Origin of the sequence: Stenotrophomonas maltophilia (assembly GCF_006974125.1) — a bacterium.
In the GTDB taxonomy this organism is placed as follows: domain Bacteria; phylum Pseudomonadota; class Gammaproteobacteria; order Xanthomonadales; family Xanthomonadaceae; genus Stenotrophomonas; species Stenotrophomonas maltophilia_O.
This window is the reverse complement of the sequence record NZ_CP037858.1, coordinates 718280-732652: the sequence shown is the minus strand read 5'-3', so window position 1 is coordinate 732652 and position 14373 is coordinate 718280. Positions and strand designations below refer to the sequence as shown.

The following is a 14373-nucleotide window of genomic DNA, read 5'->3' as shown; positions in this document are numbered from 1 at the left end:
TCATGGCTGTGCGGGAACTGAGGCGGCAGCATCGCCGGTCTGGGCCAGCACCACCTGCTCGCCTTCCTGCAGGCCGCTACGCACTTCCACGTTGATCTGGTCGTCCAGCCCGGTGGTGATGCTCCGTGGGGCTGGGTGGCCATCTTTGCCGCGAACCTGCACGCTGTAGCGGCCATCGGCGGCACGTGCACCCAGCGCTGCCGAAGGAATGATCAGTACGCCTTTCGCATGCCCCAGCACGATGCGCACCTGTGCGGTCATGTAGCTGCGCAGGCGGCCATCTGCATTGGACACGTCGAACTGCCCGTTGTAGTACATGGCCGTGCGGCTGCCACCGGCGGTCGCGGGAGAAGCCAGGCCGGAGGCATCTTCCCGGGTGATCGATTCGGGTGCCGGTGCGATGTCGCGCAGCCTGCTGCTGTAGCGTCGGCCACTGTCTCCCAGGATGGTGAAGAACGCTTCCTGGCCAACCGACGTGTGCACAACATCTGCCTCGGAAATTTCAGCATATACCGTCATCACGTCCTGGTTGCCCAGCATCACGATGGTCGGTGCGCTCTGTACCGCGTTCACGGTCTGCCCCTGGCGTGCCACCACGGCCAGCACGGTGCCGTCGGTGGGCGCGGTGATGCGGGTGAACTCCAGGTTGGTCTGTGCGATATCCACGTCGGTCTGCCGCTGCACGATCTCTCCTTCCAGTGCGGCGATCTGTTCGCGGGTGGCATCGACCTTTGCCTTGGCCGCATCGAAGTCGGCGCGGGCCACCAGTTGCGTGGCCACCAGTTGCTGCTGCCGATGCAGGGCCAGCTCGAACTGGCGCAGGTCGGTGGCCAGTGCATCGCGGTTGGCGCGCGCAGTGCGCTGTGCAGCCTGCGCGCTCAGCAGTGCATTGCGCTGTGTTCGCGAGTCGATATCGGCGATGGGATCGCCAGCCTTCACCTTGTCGCCCAGCTTCACATGCAGGGTCTCGATGCGGCCGGAAACCTGCGCACCAACACTTACCAGTCGCGAGGGCTTCAGCGTGCCAGTGGCTTCCACCACCTGTTCGATGTTGCCGCGAACGACCGGCGCAACCTGGAGTTGCGGTGGTGGCGTGGGCCGCAACCATGCAAGCATAATCAGCGCGCTGCACAGAAGGCCGGCAGCAATGATGAGCGCACGGCGGCGCTTGCGAGGTACGGCGCTCATCGGCGCAGCATCCAGAAAAGACAGGTCATCGGGGGTCCTCGCGACAGAAGAGACACACGTCTGTCGTGGCAGACGTGGTTGGCCGTCGAGTCTCGATGCGCTGGGTTGCGCGAACCTTGCGGGACTATCGTTGTGTCAGCGTGCGGCAAGAAGGGCGAGCAGTGCCACGGCGATGAACTGCAGGGCGCTACCGAGAACCAGCAGCGTATTGCGCAGGCGGTGGCCTGGCATTCGCGCACCGCAGAGTTGACTCGCCGCGCCGGCCACCAACCAGGAGAACATTGGACCAGGCAGCTTCGTCATCCCTGCACCGATGGTGATCATGAGCGCACTGGCAATCATTATCCCAGCGGCATGTCCATCCAGGACGCGTAGCAGTGGTGGCGTCGGGCGCGAGGTTGCCGCGCGCCATGCCGCCAACCCGTGCAGCGCAGCGTGCAAGCCAACGAACAACAGCACGGCCGCCGCCGCCGCTGTGCTCGCATGCCGATACGTTGAAGCCGCAAGCGCAACGCCGGGCAGCAGCAGGAACAAAGCGCCGAACAGCCGTATCAGCACGCCAGCGCGCTCGGTATCAGGAACTGCCCGCAGCCAACGCGGCCAATGTTGCAGGCCGGGCGCGCGGCCATCGCGCGGGCGGCGATTCCATGCGGCAGCGGTAAGTCCCGGCGAACTCCGTGGTGGCACAGTGCGCCTGGAAGAGGACGGTGGAGGAGCTCCCTGGGTCACATGCAGGCTTCCTGTCAGATCGGAACGCGGTGGCACGGCAGGTGCCACCCCCCGATGCTGTCCAGCGAACATTGCCGCAACCTTGCCTGTCCTCGCTGCTGGCCACGCATGGACAGGTGCCGGTTACACAGGTGCATGCGATGTGTTCAGTGCTCCAGCGGTGGCGCGCTGGTCACGCCTGGATGCAAAGGAAACTCAACACGGATCAGTGCACCACCGCCAGGCGCATCCAGAATCGTGACGCGGCCACCGTGGCGGTCGATCACCTGGCGCACCAGGTTCAGCCCCAGGCCCGCGCCGGTCTGCCTCGGTCTCAGCCGCTGGAAGGGTTCGAAGACGCGTTCGCGCTGGTCGAGGGGTATGCCGGGGCCGTCGTCCTCAACCTCCAGGCAGCTGCCCTGGACGCGCACGACGACCTGGCGTCCGCCATGTTCGGCAGCATTGAGTACCAGGTTGGAGATCACACGTTCCACCGCGCCGGTCTCGCCGAGCACCGGGAAGTGGGGTTCCACCGCCACGGCTACCGCCTTGTCCGACTGGATCAACAGCGGCGCCAGATCAGCGGCCACCCGTTTGGCCACCCGCGCCAGGTTGATGGTTTCCTTCGGTCCGTCCTCGTCCATGCGGTGCAGATCCAGCAGCTGCTCTGCCAGCGTCGCCAACCGTGCCACTTCCACGGCCAGGCTGCGCGAGGTGGCATCGTCGGCCGCATCGACCTTTACCCCCAGAATCGCGATGGGTGTGCGCAGCTCATGTGCGGCGGCGGCAATGAAGCGGCGTTGCCGTTCATGTCCCTCGTCCAGCCGGTCCAGCGCCTCATTCACCGCTGTCACCAACGGAGCGATCTCTACCGGTATAGCGGTTTCCGTCAGGCGGACACCGCGGCGGCTGGCGGAGATGTTGCGGGCTTCCTGCGCGATGCGCTCCACCCCGGCCAGGGCTCGTCTTACGATGACCGGCGTCAGGACGATGGTGGCCAGGCCCAGCAGCAGGAAGATCGGCAGGGTGATGATGTGTGCCGCCAGCGCCATCTGCCAGGTCAGCGTATCGGTTTCGCCGTGGGCCATGATGGTCAGCTTGCCGGCCGGGCCGCTGTGCTGGCGGACCACGACGGCCAGGCCATCGCTGCGGTCGCGCCCGCGCAGGTCGCCAAAGGGAATGCCATCCAGTGCGCCTACCAGCGAGGCATAGGCCGGCGGCACAGGCCCGAACGTTACGTGGTGGCCGTGCTCATCCTCGGCGATGAACCATGCACCGGGAACGATCTTCAGCAGTTCGGCCAGTTCCGGCGTGTTCTGCACGTACAGTTCGCCATTGCGGTCGCGGTGCACCGCGTCGGCAGCCACCGGCGCGAAGGTCTGGATGGTGTAGTAGCCACCGCTGTCGGCACGTATCAGCACCATCAGCAGCGCGAAGAACGCCACCAGCAACGCCAGCAGCTGATAGATCAGCGTTTTGACGATCAACGGGCGCTTCAGCGATGGACGACGCGCCATTACTTGGCTTCCCGCATCAGATAGCCGACGCCGCGGATGGCGTGTATCTCTACTCCTGCTTCGGCATCGGCCAGCTTGCGGCGAAGGCGCGAGACATGTGAATCGAGCGTGTTGGAATGGATGCCGTCATCGAATCCATACACCGCCATTTCAATCGACTCGCGCAGCACGGTGCGGCCCAGCCGCCGGGCCAACGCGGCCAGTACACGTATCTCACGGCGCGGCAGCTCCAGCCGTTGCCCGCCCACGCTGGCCTCGCCCGATGCCGGATCGAACACCAACCGGCCGATGCTCACCAGTTCCACCTGCATGCCGCTCGGGCGGCGCCCGGCAGCGCGGATGCGGGCGAACAGCTCTTCGAGTGCGAAGGGCTTGGCCAGATAGTCGTCCGCGCCCTCATCCAGGCCGGCGATGCGGTCCGGCAGCTGCCCCAGCGCGCTCAGCACGATGATCGGCACCCCGGGGTTGCGCTCACGCAATAGCGAAATCAATCCCAAGCCATCGCCGTCGGGCAGGGTGCGGTCCAGCAATACCAGGTCGTGCGATCCGTACAGGGCTGCTTCGCGGGCCAGCGCCAGCGTGTTGGCCAGATCCACCACGTAGCGCTCGCGCTGCAGGGCGGACTTCAGGGTGGCGGCCAGTTCGGCCTCGTCTTCAATCAGCAGGATGTGCATCGGCAGGGCTTGCGCAGGAAGGGGGGCGTGGCAGGGCGGTTCGGCACGCGCCGGCACCGTATTACAGGAACATTGCGTGAACATGGCGTGCCGTCCGGATGCCCCGTAGGCCCCTGATGCCGCATGAAAGAGGGCATGGGCGCAAGGTTCGCGCAATCCGGGCACTCCAGCCTTGGCGCCCTTCCGCTGATCCCCAACCCCTTGGAGTACCCATGAAGTTGTTTGTTCCGTTGTTGTTCGTGGCCGCGCTGAGTGGCTGTACCACCGCCAGGATGACCGTTACCCCCGATGGCCGGCGCGGCGTCTCCATCGACTGCAGTGGCTCCAGCTCCTGGAGTGGCTGCTACGAAAAGGCCGGGCAGATGTGCCCAGGCGGCTATGTGGTCTTCAGCAAGGATGGCGACGACGGCAACGCCATCGCGGTGGGCAACAAGAACGGCTTCACCTCCACCCAGATGGCGACCCGCTCGATGCTGGTGGCCTGCTCGCACTGACGCCGGGAGGGGGGGTGGGTTGCCACCTCCCCTCGATGCGCTCTGCGAGCCTGTTATGGGAGCCCGCAGTTGCCCTTCGCCATGCAGGCGACGAACGCGCGATAACACACCTTCTCGCCCTTGCCCGCAGCCAGGCAATCACTATAGGCGTCGTAACAAGGGCGGCAACGGTCGGGTTGAGCGGTCGCGCTGCCGATTCCAAGCGTCAGTGCAATGGCGGTGACAACAACAGACAGCTTGAATCCCATCTTCATGTTTCACTCCTTTGATAGCCCTCCTTGGGCAACGGCGACGCTACAGGCGGAGGTGATCGTGCACAAGTGACTGGAAGTGCCGACGGTTTCGGACGCGCGTGGACCAGTGCCAAGCAACGATCTGCTTGCCGACAGTGGATTCAGCGCTACAAGTGCTTCCGTTCAGAAGCTGTAAGCCGCCTGCACATACACCCGCCGGGGCTCGCCAGGGAAGTGCCCGTTGCGTTCGATGAAGCCACTGGCCGCGTACACCTTGTCGAACAGGTTCTTGACGTTGGCCTGGAACTGCCACTGCTTCCACGTGGTCTTCCAGCTCATGTCGAACACGGTGTAGGCCTTGACGGTCTGCCCATCCAGGCTGACACGCTCGCCCACATGGTCTGCTCCGAAGCCGATGGCGGAGTTGATTGCCGGCAGGTCGTAGCGGGTCCATAGGCCCAGCTTGTTGCGCGGCGCATTGGCGAAGCGGTCGCCGGAGGCGTTGGCGATGCCATTCGGGCCGGCGTCCTTCACCCGCGCATCGTTGTAGGCGTAGGTCAGGTTCAGCACCCAGCGCTCGGTGAGATCGGCCAACAGGTCCAGCTCCATGCCGGTACTGCGTACCAGGCCCAGCGCGGCCAACTGGTTCACGCCACCAATCACCTCGCCGGTGGCCTGCACGATGTTGCTGCGGTCGATCCGGTAGGCCGCCATGTTCAAGGTCACACGGTCGGCCAGCAGGGACTTCAGGCCCACCTCCCACTGCTTGCTGCGTTCGGCATCGAACGGTCCGCCGGCGGCTGGGTTCTGGTTGGCGGCACTCTGCGGCACGAAACCACTGGCGACGTTGGCGTAGACATTCAGGCCCTCGCGCACGGTAAACGTGCTGCCCAGCCGCCAGCTGAGATCGTTGCCATCCACACTCGTGCCAGTGATGCGATCCTCATCCTTGAAGCCATCCCAGCGCAGCCCGGCCAGCACATGCCAGCGCGGGCCCAGTGCCAGTTCGTCCTGCAGGTAGCCGCCATAGCGCTTGCTGCGGGTGGACGTGCTGCGCCAGGGCAGGGCAGCCAGGTTGTAGTCGTGCCAGGTACTGGCGCCGTACACGGGATTGAACAGGTCGATGCCGCGCACCGGCCCGGCACCACGCGCAAGGTCAGCGCTGTTGGCGGTCTGTGCGGTGAAATCCGCATCCAGCTGGTACACATCGGCGCCGAACAGCACCTTGTGCTCAACTGCGCCGGTGGTCACCCGCCAGACTGCATTGCCGTTGGCAGTGAATGCTTCGTTGTCACGGATCTGGTTGCGCAGCTGGCGGGTCATCCATTCGGCCACGCCATCGCGGTCACGATCGATCAGACCCATCGGCTCGTGGTACATCTGGTGCTCGTTGTTGCTGAACCAGCGGGCGGCGAAGTCCAGGTCCAGAGTGTCGCTCGGCGCGAAACGGTACTGCGCCAGCGCCACCTTGGCGCGCATGTCGAGGAAGTCGCTGGCCTCGTTGTGGTTCCAGCGCCGGTCGGTCAGGAACGTGCCTGCATCGTTGACCGGCACGCCGCGCAGACGGTTGCCGCCAAGGTTCTGGGTAATGTCGGTGAACTGCAGCACCAGTTCGCCGGTCTGGCCGACGTCGAAGGCCAGCGAGGCGTCGCCGATCACACTCTCGCTGTCGGTGTTCCAGCGCACGCCCTTTTCACTGTCGGCATAGAGCCCGGCGCGATAGCGCACGCTGCCGGCGGCATTCAATGGCCCGGTACCCTCGATCGATCCGGCACGGAAGTCCTTGTCGCCCAGCTGGACCTCGATGCGGCGTTCGGCGCTGGCTTTCGGTTTGCGGGTCACGTAGTTGATGACACCGCCCGCATCACCCCCGCCATACAGTGCACCTGCCGGCCCCTTCAGCACTTCCACGCGCTCGATGTTGAACAGCTGCGGCACCGAAAATCCTGCATACGGGTCACCGCGCAGACCGTCATACAGCACGTTCTCCTGGCGGAAGCCTCGCAGGGTCACCCCGGCATAGCTGAAATAGCTGATGCCGCTGATGCTGCGATAGAGGTCGGTCACCTGACGCGCAGCCTGGTCGTCGATCAGTTCACGCGGGATGACCTGGATCGACTGCGGGACCAGTTCCAGCGGCGTATCCGTGCGGGTACCGACCGCGGCATCGTCTACCCGATACAGCGTCTGTGCACGTCCGCGGACCTCGACCTTGTCCAGGTCCTTGGGCGCGGTAGTCGAGGGCTCGGCAGCATGGGCAAGGGCGGCCAGGGGCAGGGTCAGTGCCAGGCACAGGGTGCGCTGCAGGGGCGTGGAAAGGGGCATTGGGGGAAGGTCATGTGTCTGCAAATGAGAAAGATTAGCATTTGCAACACTTCGAAACCTATCCCCCGAATGCGCTATGGACGCGCGCCGGGATCCGTATACGGGGTGCCCGCCAGGGCCACCAGTACCCCGGTGGCACCGCGCACGATCAGCTGCAGCATGGGCTCGCGCGGGTCCTCGTGCTGAAGCTGGCTTGCCAGTCCTTTCTCATAGGCCGCCACCATCGACGCCAGCAGCATGGCCGCGCCCAATCGCGCTTCGGCGTCATGTGCAGGCCGGTCGACAGCGTCGGCCATCAATCGCGCCAGATCGTCAGTCAACTGCGCCTGCAGCCGTCGCGCGTGCGCGACCAGTACCGGGCTCTCGGCCACGGTGCCCCAGAACGCGGCAGCGCCGGTATTGATGCGCAGCAGCGGATGGCCGGCCTCCAGCAACTCACGAACGAGTGACTGGAAGGCCGCGAGCGGGGTCATGCCGCCGCGCGCCATCATGCCCTCGCGCAGCAGCATGCGCGCCTCCTCATCGCGATCGAACACCAGGTCTTCCTTGCTGGCGAAGTAGTTGAAGACCGTCTTGCGTGAGACGCCCGCGGCTTCGGCGATCTCGGACATGGAGACGGCCTCGAAGCCGCGCCGGATGATCAGCTCGGTGGCGACGTCCGAAATCGCTTGTCGGGTCTCGGCCTTGCGTTGTTCGCGACGACCAGGGGGCGAGGTCATGGGCGGTTCACTTGTGAAAACGTACACCGAGTGTAACATTTGGCCAGCCAGAGCGCCGACCCGACGCTCACAAGGAATCTCCATGCTGTACGACGTTGTCATTGCCGGTGCTGGCCCGGTTGGCTTGTTCCTGTCCTGCGAACTGGCCCAGGCCGGGTGTTCGGTGTTGGTGCTGGAACAGGCCGGATCCGCTGATTCGCCGCTGAAGCGCCTGCCATTCGGGCTGCGCGGCCTGAACGCCCCCACGCTGGAGGCACTGGATCGGCGCGGCCTGTTGGACGCGGTCGCCGCGACACAGGTCATCAAGCCAGACAAGGGCGCGCCGCCGCCCGGCACCGCCCATTGGCTGGCGCAACCGCGGGCGCTGGGTGGCCACTTCGCCGGCATTCCGTTTGCGTTGAACGACGTCGACCGCACGCGCTGGACCTGGCGCCTGCCGACGCCGGTGGGCACCCAGATGGCGGTGGAGCTGCAGGCCCTGGAAACGGTGCTGGCCGAACGTGCGACCAGGCTGGGCGTGCGCATCGAACGCGGGCGTGCGGTACAGGCGGTGCGCGCCGGTGCAACCGAAGTGGAGATAGAGACCGCTGACGGAGTGGTACGTGGTCGCTGGCTGGTAGGTTGCGACGGAGGCCGTAGCACGGTCCGCAAGCAATGCGGTTTCAGTTTCATCGGCACCGATCCCGAATTCACCGGTCATTCGCTACTGGTCGATCTGGAGGATCCCGGCGTGCTGACCCCGGGCCGTCAGTACACCGCGCAGGGCATGTGCAATTTCAATCCACCCGGTGTGCTCGCGCTTGCCGATTTCGATGGCGGTGCCGGGCATCGAAAGCCTCTCGCGCTGGACGAAGCGCAGTCGCTGCTGCGGCGTGTGTCTGCCCGCGACGTGACCATCACCGCGCTGCATCTGCACAGCACCTGGACCGATGGCGCGCGCCAGGCCAGCGCCTATCGCAACGGCCGCGTGCTGCTGGCAGGCGACGCTGCGCATGTGCATTCCCCGTTGGGAGGGCAGGGCCTGAATCTGGGCATCGGTGATGCGATGAACCTGGGCTGGAAACTGGCCAGTGTGGTACGTGGTGATGCCCGCGCGGCGCTGCTGGATAGCTATCACGCGGAACGGCATCCGATGGGCGCCAGAGTACTGGACTGGTCGCGCGCGCAGGTTGCATTGATGCGTCCTGGCGCCGGTTCGCGCGCGTTGGCGGCGGTGATGGCCGATCTGGCCGGCACCCGCGATGGCGCTACCTATCTGGCCGAACGGGTCTGGGGCGTGTCGCAGCAGCTCGATCTTGGCGATGGCCATCCACTGGTCGGTCGCAGCGTGCCGGACTTCCTGCTGGCCGATGGTCGCCGCATGGGGGAGGTGCTGAGGACGGGGCAGGGGGTGTTGCTTGTGCTCGATGAGAACGGCGCTTCGTACGACCCCGTCGACCGTTTGCGGCAGCCGTTCACCCGCATTGCCTCGGCGACGGAAGATGCGCTGGGCCTGGGAGCGGTGTTGGTGAGGCCTGATGGAGTTGTTGCGTGGGCCTGCGATGCGGGAGGCGATCAGGCTGGGTTGCGCCAAGCGTTGCAGCGCGGGTTCGGGCTGCCGGAAGCAGGCTGACGCACAGGGTGGAGGCGCAGCCGATGTGGGCTGCGCCGGGTGCGGTTACAGGTCCTTCTTCTTGCCGCTCAGGTCGATCGGCCTGTCACTGCCCTTGCGCTCGCTCGACCACACTTCCATGCTCTTGTTGCAGCGGCTCTCGCGGGCAGCGACTTCGCGCGGCAGGTCCTTCAGATGCGGCGACTCCTGGCAGGCCTGATGCATGTTGCTGTCGTCATAGGTGGCACAGGCGCTGAGCGAGGCCAGGGCAACGGCGGTGAGGGAAGCGCGGAGCAGGGGCTGCAGGTTCATGGGGAGGTCTCGGGTGGTGCCGGGCTGGCCATGGAATTCAAATCCGTGACACCTGGCGCAGACAATCCGACCAATCGCACTTGTTATTATGTAACGAATACGCGATAGTCCGGCGCCTCCTGCTGTCAGGCGACGCAGATCATCAGCATCATGCTGAGCGCCAGCATCAGCACGAATACGCGCCGGCTCAGCGCAAGGCAGGCCAGGCAGGCTGCCAGTGCCCAGATGGCCAGCAGCGCGCAGGCCAGCAGCCACAACCCGATCACCATCAAGGATCCACTCGCCAGTGCGGACAGTGCGATCGCCTTGAACAACGTCACGCCCAGCACACTGCCGAGCACGCCTGCCTGCAGGGCGATGGCATCGTGACGGGCAGGGGTGGGCGGGGGGGGTGCATGTCGGCGGCGTTCGTTCGTTGCAAGGGACGCGTAGCCACTGTGCCCGACCGCATATCCACGCCATGTGTTTTTCGCGCACGCGATGCGCAGCCGGCGCAGGCCTCAGTCGAATTCGCCCTCGGCCGATTCCAGCCGTTGCCGGTAGGCAGCGCGGTGCTGATACAGGCGCTGGCATTCGGCCGACCTGTGGATGCGGCTGCCGGGTTCGTTGGCTACCGAGTCGCACATCCGCGCAATATGGTTGTTCTCTGCCAGCTCGGTGACGAAGAACACGGCGGTGATGCCGGTACCGAGCAGCACGACATAGAGCAGGCGGCTGAGCCAGCGTGACAGCTTGCGCTCGAAGTGTTGCTGGATGGTCAGGTCGAAACGGATGATGCTGAGCACGATCCAGATGATTGCGACCAGGAAACAGAGTGTAGGCAGCAGGCCGCGCCAGAGCCCGGCCTCGTAGACCGATTCGTTGTAGTGGACGGCCGCGCCGGCACCGGCGATGGCGATGGCAAGTGCCCAGTTGCGGCCCAGCGAGAGCAGGTCGTCGAGCAGCTTCTCGCGGTTCTTGGTCGATCCTGCTGCCACGTGGGTTCCATCTCCATGCTGCGACCGGCGGCGGAACTGCCGCCGATCCTGCAGATGGTGGAGCATCGCTGCGGCGATGAGAAGACCGCGCGGCTCAACGTGCGATGGCGCGGGCGCCGATCCAGCGCCGGTAGCGGCGGGTCCGACACTTTGCGGCCGCCTGTGCCAGCAGCAGTGCCCATACCGGTGAGACCGTGGGTGCGGTGGGGCGGCGCCGGCTCAGGCGGCCCAGCTGATACTTCACTGCGGCCATGTGCGCGCTGGCCGCCAGCGGCTTGCTGCGCCAGTTGATGTCGCGCAGTGTCGGCACCGGGTCGCGGCCCTGCTGCCAGTGCTGCGGCAGATCCGGCTCGATTGCCAGTGCGGTGGCGATGCCGACCATGGCTACGCCGCTGGCCAGCACCTGCTCTGCCACTTCGCGGCGGCGGATGCCGCCGGTGACCATCAGCGGCATTGTTGCCACCGTGGCGATCTCACGTGCGAATTCGAGGAAGTACGCTTCGCGGGCCACGCTGCGTTCGTCGCGTGCGGCGCCGGTCATGGCCGGTGCTTCATAGCTGCCGCCGGACAGTTCGACCAGATCCACGCCGAGGGGCGCCAGCATCTCCACCACTTCGCGCGCGTCCTCGGGCGAGAAGCCACCCCGCTGGAAGTCGGCGGAGTTGAGCTTCACCGCCACCACGAACGTGGGCGCCACCGCCGCGCGTACACCCTGCACGATCTCCAGCAGCAGGCGCGCACGGTTCTGCAGGCTGCCACCCCAGCGGTCGTCGCGGTGGTTCGACAGCGGCGACAGGAACTGGCTGAGCAGGTAGCCATGTGCGGCATGGATCTCCACGCCACTGAATCCGGCGCGTTCGGCCAGCTCGGCACTGCGGATGAAGCGCGCGATCACCGCGTCAATGTCGTCCCAGGTCATCGCTTTCGGTGGTGCGAACTGCTTGGACAGCGCGCCCATCTGCAGCGCGACGGCTGACGGCGCGAGCGCAGGTTGACCAAGTGCGGCCGGCATCTGCCGCCCCGGGTGATTGATCTGCATCCACATCTGCGCGCCCCGCGAGCGGGCAGTGTCCGCCCAGGCCGTGAAGCGGTCGAGGTGGCGGTCGTCCTCCAGCACCACGCCGCCCGGCCCGGTCATGGCGCGTCCATCGACCATCACGTTGCCGGTGATGATCAGTCCGGCGCCGCCGTCGGCCCAGCGCTGGTACAACTGCAGCAATGCTTCGGAGGGCGCGTGGTCGGCGTCGGCCATGTTTTCCTCCATCGCCGCCTTGGCGATGCGGTTGCGAATGACGGCACCGGAAGGTAGTGCCAGGGGCGAGAACAGCGACATCGGACAGCTCCAGGACAGGGGAATGGCGCTACGCTAACCTTCAAGCTTGATTGAAGGTCAACAGGTTCCGATGTCGAGGATTCAGGCAGATGAAAATCGGTGAGCTCGCCCGCCGCACGGGCCTGGCAGCGTCGCGCATCCGCTTTTACGAGGAGGCCGGGTTGCTGGTGGTCCAACGGCAGGCCAACGGCTACCGCGACTACCCGGAGCAGGCGGTGCTGCTGCTGGAGCTGATTACCGGTGCGCAGCGCGCCGGCTTCAGCCTGGAGGAAATACGCGCCTTGCTGCCACCGGACATGGGCCAGTGGCAGCACGATGCATTGATCATGATGCTGCAGCAGAAGGTGGCCGACATCGAGGCGCTGCAGTTGCGGCTGGCACAGAGCCGGGCGCACCTGCGGGCCCTGATCGAGGACATCCAGGCGCGGCCGGAGGGCATCGACTGCGCGGCCAATTCGCGGCGGGTGCTGGACCGCGTGCAGCGCGGTGAGCTGGCGCGACCGACGCTGGCGGCCGGTGATACAGCGTTGCTGCGGCCGGATCGCCGCCGCCGCGCGGGCAGCAGCTGACGATCCGGCGCGAAGGTCAGTGGCTGCCCGCGCCGGCTGCCTTGCGCTTCCTGTCCAGCATCACCGCCACGCACCACAGCAGCAGGCCGCCGATCGCGGTGGCCGCACCGACATAGCCGGTGCTGGCCGGGCTGAAGCCGGCGCTGATCGCCATGCCACCCAGCCACGGGCCGAGTGCATTGGCGGTGTTGAAGGCGGCATGGTTGGAGGCAGCGGCCAGGGTCTGCGCTTCGCCCGCCACGTCCATCAGGCGCGTCTGCAGCACTGCCGCCAGCGCGCCCATGGTGCCGACGGTGATGATCATCGGACTGATCGTCCACACCGACTGCGCGGCCAGCGGGTACAGCAGCAGCATCACGATCGACCAAAGCAGCACCACCGCGGCGGCCTTGAAGTGGAACTTGTCCACCAGCCAGCCACCGGCGATGTTGCCGATGATCGCGCCGATGCCGAACACGCCCACCGCCAGTGGCATCCAGGATTCGGCTACGCCGGTGACCTGCACCAGGGTGGGTGCCAGGTAGGTGAACACGCAGAACATACCGGCGAAACCAACGGCGCCGATTGCCAGCGCCAGCCACACCTGCGTGGTATTGAACGCGCGCAGTTCGCGCATCGGTGAGGTGCGCACTTCATCCGGATCCGGCAACAGGAAGCGCGCGATCATCGCCACGGTGGCGACGGCCAGCACGCTGACCAGGGCGAAGGCGGTGCGCCAGCTCAACTGCTGGCCCAGCCAGGTGGTCAGCGGATTGCCGACCAGGATCGCAATCGACAGGCCCAGCAACACGCGCGACATCGCCTGGCCGCGCTGGCCGGCCGGGCTGATTGCCGCCGCCACCAGCATCGCTACGCCGAAGTAGGCGCCGTGCGGCAGGCCAGCGACGAAACGGGCCACCAGCATCGTGCCGTAGTTGGGCGCCAGCGCACTGGCCAGGTTGCCGATGGCATAGAAGCCCATCAGCGCAAGCAGCAGCTTGCGGCGTGGGAAGCTGGCGCCGACGAAGGCGAGGATCGGCGCACCGACGACCACGCCGATGGCATAGGCACTGATGAGGTGGCCGACCTGGGTTTCGGAGATCGACAGGCCACGGCTGATCTCCAGCATCAGGCCCATGCTGGCGAATTCGCTGGTGCCGATGGCAAAGCCGCCCAGTGACAGGGCGAGGATGATCAGGGTGCGCTGACGGGGCGTCAGCCGCGCAGCCAGGGAAGAGTTGGGGCTCATGCGGAGGGCGCGAAGGGGCGGGGGAGCCGGTCATTGTACTGCTGCACCGCAACAGGGGCAGCCACGCCGAGGGGCAAATCAGCGTTTGATCGATGGGATTGTGGCCAGCCGAGCGCGGGCCCGGGGCGGCAGGAGGTGCGGCGCGCTGCGGCTGGCGTCCTGCATGTGGTGACGACATGGGGGGCGGCATGATGGTGCACGCAGGGGATCGTGGAGCGCTTGAGCAAGGAGGAAATCGATGCAGGAATTCAGGCATGTGCTGGAGACGCGTGGCCGCTATCAGCTGGTAGCGGTGTCCTACGAGCCGGTGTACGCTCCGGGCGATGTGGTCGGCCATGCGGTCGTCGCCGACGATGGGGATCGTCTGACCGACCTTGTATCACTGGCCGAAGCGCGCCAGCTGCTGTTGCAGCGGGTGCGTGAAGAGGGCGAGGAGCCCGGGCTGGAGAACGAAAACCACCTGCGGAAGAAGGCGTCGCGCTGGCGCCGCCGCTAGGCCGTCGCG

At 66.1% G+C, this 14373-nt stretch carries 16 protein-coding genes; 4 read left to right on the top strand and 12 right to left on the bottom strand.

Going from position 1 to position 14373, the window contains the following annotated elements:
• The 4 genes from EZ304_RS03410 to EZ304_RS03395 form a co-directional block, all read right to left on the bottom strand.
• Complete coding sequence (locus EZ304_RS03410) at positions 1–1188, bottom strand: efflux RND transporter periplasmic adaptor subunit (protein WP_142806275.1); 1188 nt, start codon at positions 1186–1188, stop codon at positions 1–3.
• 135 nt (positions 1189–1323) lie between these two features.
• Entirely contained in the window at positions 1324–1746 is a 423-nt protein-coding gene (locus EZ304_RS03405; protein WP_260678226.1) for a hypothetical protein, read from the bottom strand.
• Positions 1747–2063: 317 nt separating this feature from the next.
• Positions 2064–3413 carry a sensor histidine kinase gene (locus tag EZ304_RS03400; protein WP_142806274.1) on the bottom strand — a complete coding sequence of 450 codons (1350 nt, stop codon included), beginning with the start codon at positions 3411–3413 and terminating at the stop codon, positions 2064–2066.
• Positions 3413–4087 carry a response regulator transcription factor gene (locus tag EZ304_RS03395; RefSeq protein ID WP_142806273.1) on the bottom strand — a complete coding sequence of 225 codons (675 nt, stop codon included), beginning with the start codon at positions 4085–4087 and terminating at the stop codon, positions 3413–3415. Before EZ304_RS03395 ends, EZ304_RS03400 begins: the two co-directional genes overlap by 1 nt.
• Before the next feature lie 212 nt (positions 4088–4299).
• Between EZ304_RS03395 and EZ304_RS03390 the strand changes: the two genes are divergently transcribed.
• Positions 4300–4581, top strand: a complete 282-nt coding sequence (locus EZ304_RS03390) for a hypothetical protein (RefSeq protein WP_010484816.1) — start codon at positions 4300–4302, stop codon at positions 4579–4581.
• Positions 4582–4634: 53 nt separating this feature from the next.
• Here the strand turns inward: EZ304_RS03390 and EZ304_RS03385 are convergent, their stop codons facing one another.
• The 3 genes from EZ304_RS03385 to EZ304_RS03375 form a co-directional block, all read right to left on the bottom strand.
• Complete coding sequence (locus tag EZ304_RS03385) at positions 4635–4835, bottom strand: hypothetical protein (protein ID WP_142806272.1); 201 nt, start codon at positions 4833–4835, stop codon at positions 4635–4637.
• A gap of 162 nt (positions 4836–4997) precedes the next feature.
• Positions 4998–7139: a TonB-dependent siderophore receptor gene (locus EZ304_RS03380; RefSeq protein ID WP_142806271.1), complete on the bottom strand. Its 2142-nt coding sequence runs from the start codon at positions 7137–7139 to the stop codon at positions 4998–5000.
• A gap of 74 nt (positions 7140–7213) precedes the next feature.
• Positions 7214–7858: a TetR/AcrR family transcriptional regulator gene (locus tag EZ304_RS03375; RefSeq protein WP_142806270.1), complete on the bottom strand. Its 645-nt coding sequence runs from the start codon at positions 7856–7858 to the stop codon at positions 7214–7216.
• 82 nt (positions 7859–7940) lie between these two features.
• Between EZ304_RS03375 and EZ304_RS03370 the strand changes: the two genes are divergently transcribed.
• Positions 7941–9470, top strand: coding sequence for an FAD-dependent monooxygenase (locus EZ304_RS03370; RefSeq protein ID WP_142806269.1), 1530 nt, complete (start codon positions 7941–7943; stop codon positions 9468–9470).
• A gap of 45 nt (positions 9471–9515) precedes the next feature.
• Here the strand turns inward: EZ304_RS03370 and EZ304_RS03365 are convergent, their stop codons facing one another.
• The 4 genes from EZ304_RS03365 to EZ304_RS03350 all read right to left on the bottom strand — a co-directional run bounded on the left by EZ304_RS03365 (position 9516) and on the right by EZ304_RS03350 (position 12071).
• On the bottom strand, positions 9516–9761 hold the full coding sequence (locus EZ304_RS03365) for a hypothetical protein (protein WP_054172026.1): 246 nt from the start codon (positions 9759–9761) through the stop codon (positions 9516–9518).
• Between the two features lie 125 nt (positions 9762–9886).
• Positions 9887–10120: a hypothetical protein gene (locus EZ304_RS03360; RefSeq protein ID WP_142806268.1), complete on the bottom strand. Its 234-nt coding sequence runs from the start codon at positions 10118–10120 to the stop codon at positions 9887–9889.
• A gap of 141 nt (positions 10121–10261) precedes the next feature.
• Positions 10262–10738 (bottom strand): hypothetical protein, encoded by a 477-nt coding sequence (locus tag EZ304_RS03355; RefSeq protein ID WP_099550986.1) that lies wholly within the window; start codon positions 10736–10738, stop codon positions 10262–10264.
• Between the two features lie 94 nt (positions 10739–10832).
• Positions 10833–12071, bottom strand: a complete 1239-nt coding sequence (locus tag EZ304_RS03350; protein ID WP_142806267.1) for an NADH:flavin oxidoreductase/NADH oxidase family protein — start codon at positions 12069–12071, stop codon at positions 10833–10835.
• An 89-nt stretch (positions 12072–12160) separates the two neighbouring features.
• Between EZ304_RS03350 and EZ304_RS03345 the strand changes: the two genes are divergently transcribed.
• On the top strand, positions 12161–12640 hold the full coding sequence (locus EZ304_RS03345; protein WP_142806266.1) for a MerR family transcriptional regulator: 480 nt from the start codon (positions 12161–12163) through the stop codon (positions 12638–12640).
• A gap of 16 nt (positions 12641–12656) precedes the next feature.
• On the opposite strand, the gene EZ304_RS03340 is transcribed toward EZ304_RS03345, so the two are convergent.
• A complete protein-coding gene (locus EZ304_RS03340; protein WP_142806265.1) occupies positions 12657–13868 on the bottom strand; it encodes an MFS transporter in 1212 nt (403 codons plus the stop codon).
• A 238-nt stretch (positions 13869–14106) separates the two neighbouring features.
• Here EZ304_RS03340 and EZ304_RS03335 point away from each other — a divergent pair, with 238 nt between their 5' ends.
• The gene (locus tag EZ304_RS03335) at positions 14107–14364 is read left to right on the top strand and encodes a hypothetical protein (RefSeq protein ID WP_099550990.1); all 258 of its coding nucleotides are present in this window, start codon (positions 14107–14109) and stop codon (positions 14362–14364) included.
• The last annotated feature ends 9 nt before the right edge of the window (positions 14365–14373 follow it).

What these genes read in the sequence shown, in the direction of transcription:
- EZ304_RS03410 (WP_142806275.1), bottom strand. Translation starts at nt 1,188, where the DNA reads ATGAGCGCCGTACCTCGCAAGCGCCGCCGTGCGCTCATCATTGCTGCC.
- EZ304_RS03400 (WP_142806274.1), bottom strand. Translation starts at nt 3,413, where the DNA reads ATGGCGCGTCGTCCATCGCTGAAGCGCCCGTTGATCGTCAAAACGCTG.
- EZ304_RS03395 (WP_142806273.1), bottom strand. Translation starts at nt 4,087, where the DNA reads ATGCACATCCTGCTGATTGAAGACGAGGCCGAACTGGCCGCCACCCTG.
- EZ304_RS03390 (WP_010484816.1), top strand. Translation starts at nt 4,300, where the DNA reads ATGAAGTTGTTTGTTCCGTTGTTGTTCGTGGCCGCGCTGAGTGGCTGT.
- EZ304_RS03385 (WP_142806272.1), bottom strand. Translation starts at nt 4,835, where the DNA reads ATGAAGATGGGATTCAAGCTGTCTGTTGTTGTCACCGCCATTGCACTG.
- EZ304_RS03380 (WP_142806271.1), bottom strand. Translation starts at nt 7,139, where the DNA reads ATGCCCCTTTCCACGCCCCTGCAGCGCACCCTGTGCCTGGCACTGACC.
- EZ304_RS03375 (WP_142806270.1), bottom strand. Translation starts at nt 7,858, where the DNA reads ATGACCTCGCCCCCTGGTCGTCGCGAACAACGCAAGGCCGAGACCCGA.
- EZ304_RS03370 (WP_142806269.1), top strand. Translation starts at nt 7,941, where the DNA reads ATGCTGTACGACGTTGTCATTGCCGGTGCTGGCCCGGTTGGCTTGTTC.
- EZ304_RS03365 (WP_054172026.1), bottom strand. Translation starts at nt 9,761, where the DNA reads ATGAACCTGCAGCCCCTGCTCCGCGCTTCCCTCACCGCCGTTGCCCTG.
- EZ304_RS03350 (WP_142806267.1), bottom strand. Translation starts at nt 12,071, where the DNA reads ATGTCGCTGTTCTCGCCCCTGGCACTACCTTCCGGTGCCGTCATTCGC.
- EZ304_RS03345 (WP_142806266.1), top strand. Translation starts at nt 12,161, where the DNA reads ATGAAAATCGGTGAGCTCGCCCGCCGCACGGGCCTGGCAGCGTCGCGC.
- EZ304_RS03340 (WP_142806265.1), bottom strand. Translation starts at nt 13,868, where the DNA reads ATGAGCCCCAACTCTTCCCTGGCTGCGCGGCTGACGCCCCGTCAGCGC.
- EZ304_RS03335 (WP_099550990.1), top strand. Translation starts at nt 14,107, where the DNA reads ATGCAGGAATTCAGGCATGTGCTGGAGACGCGTGGCCGCTATCAGCTG.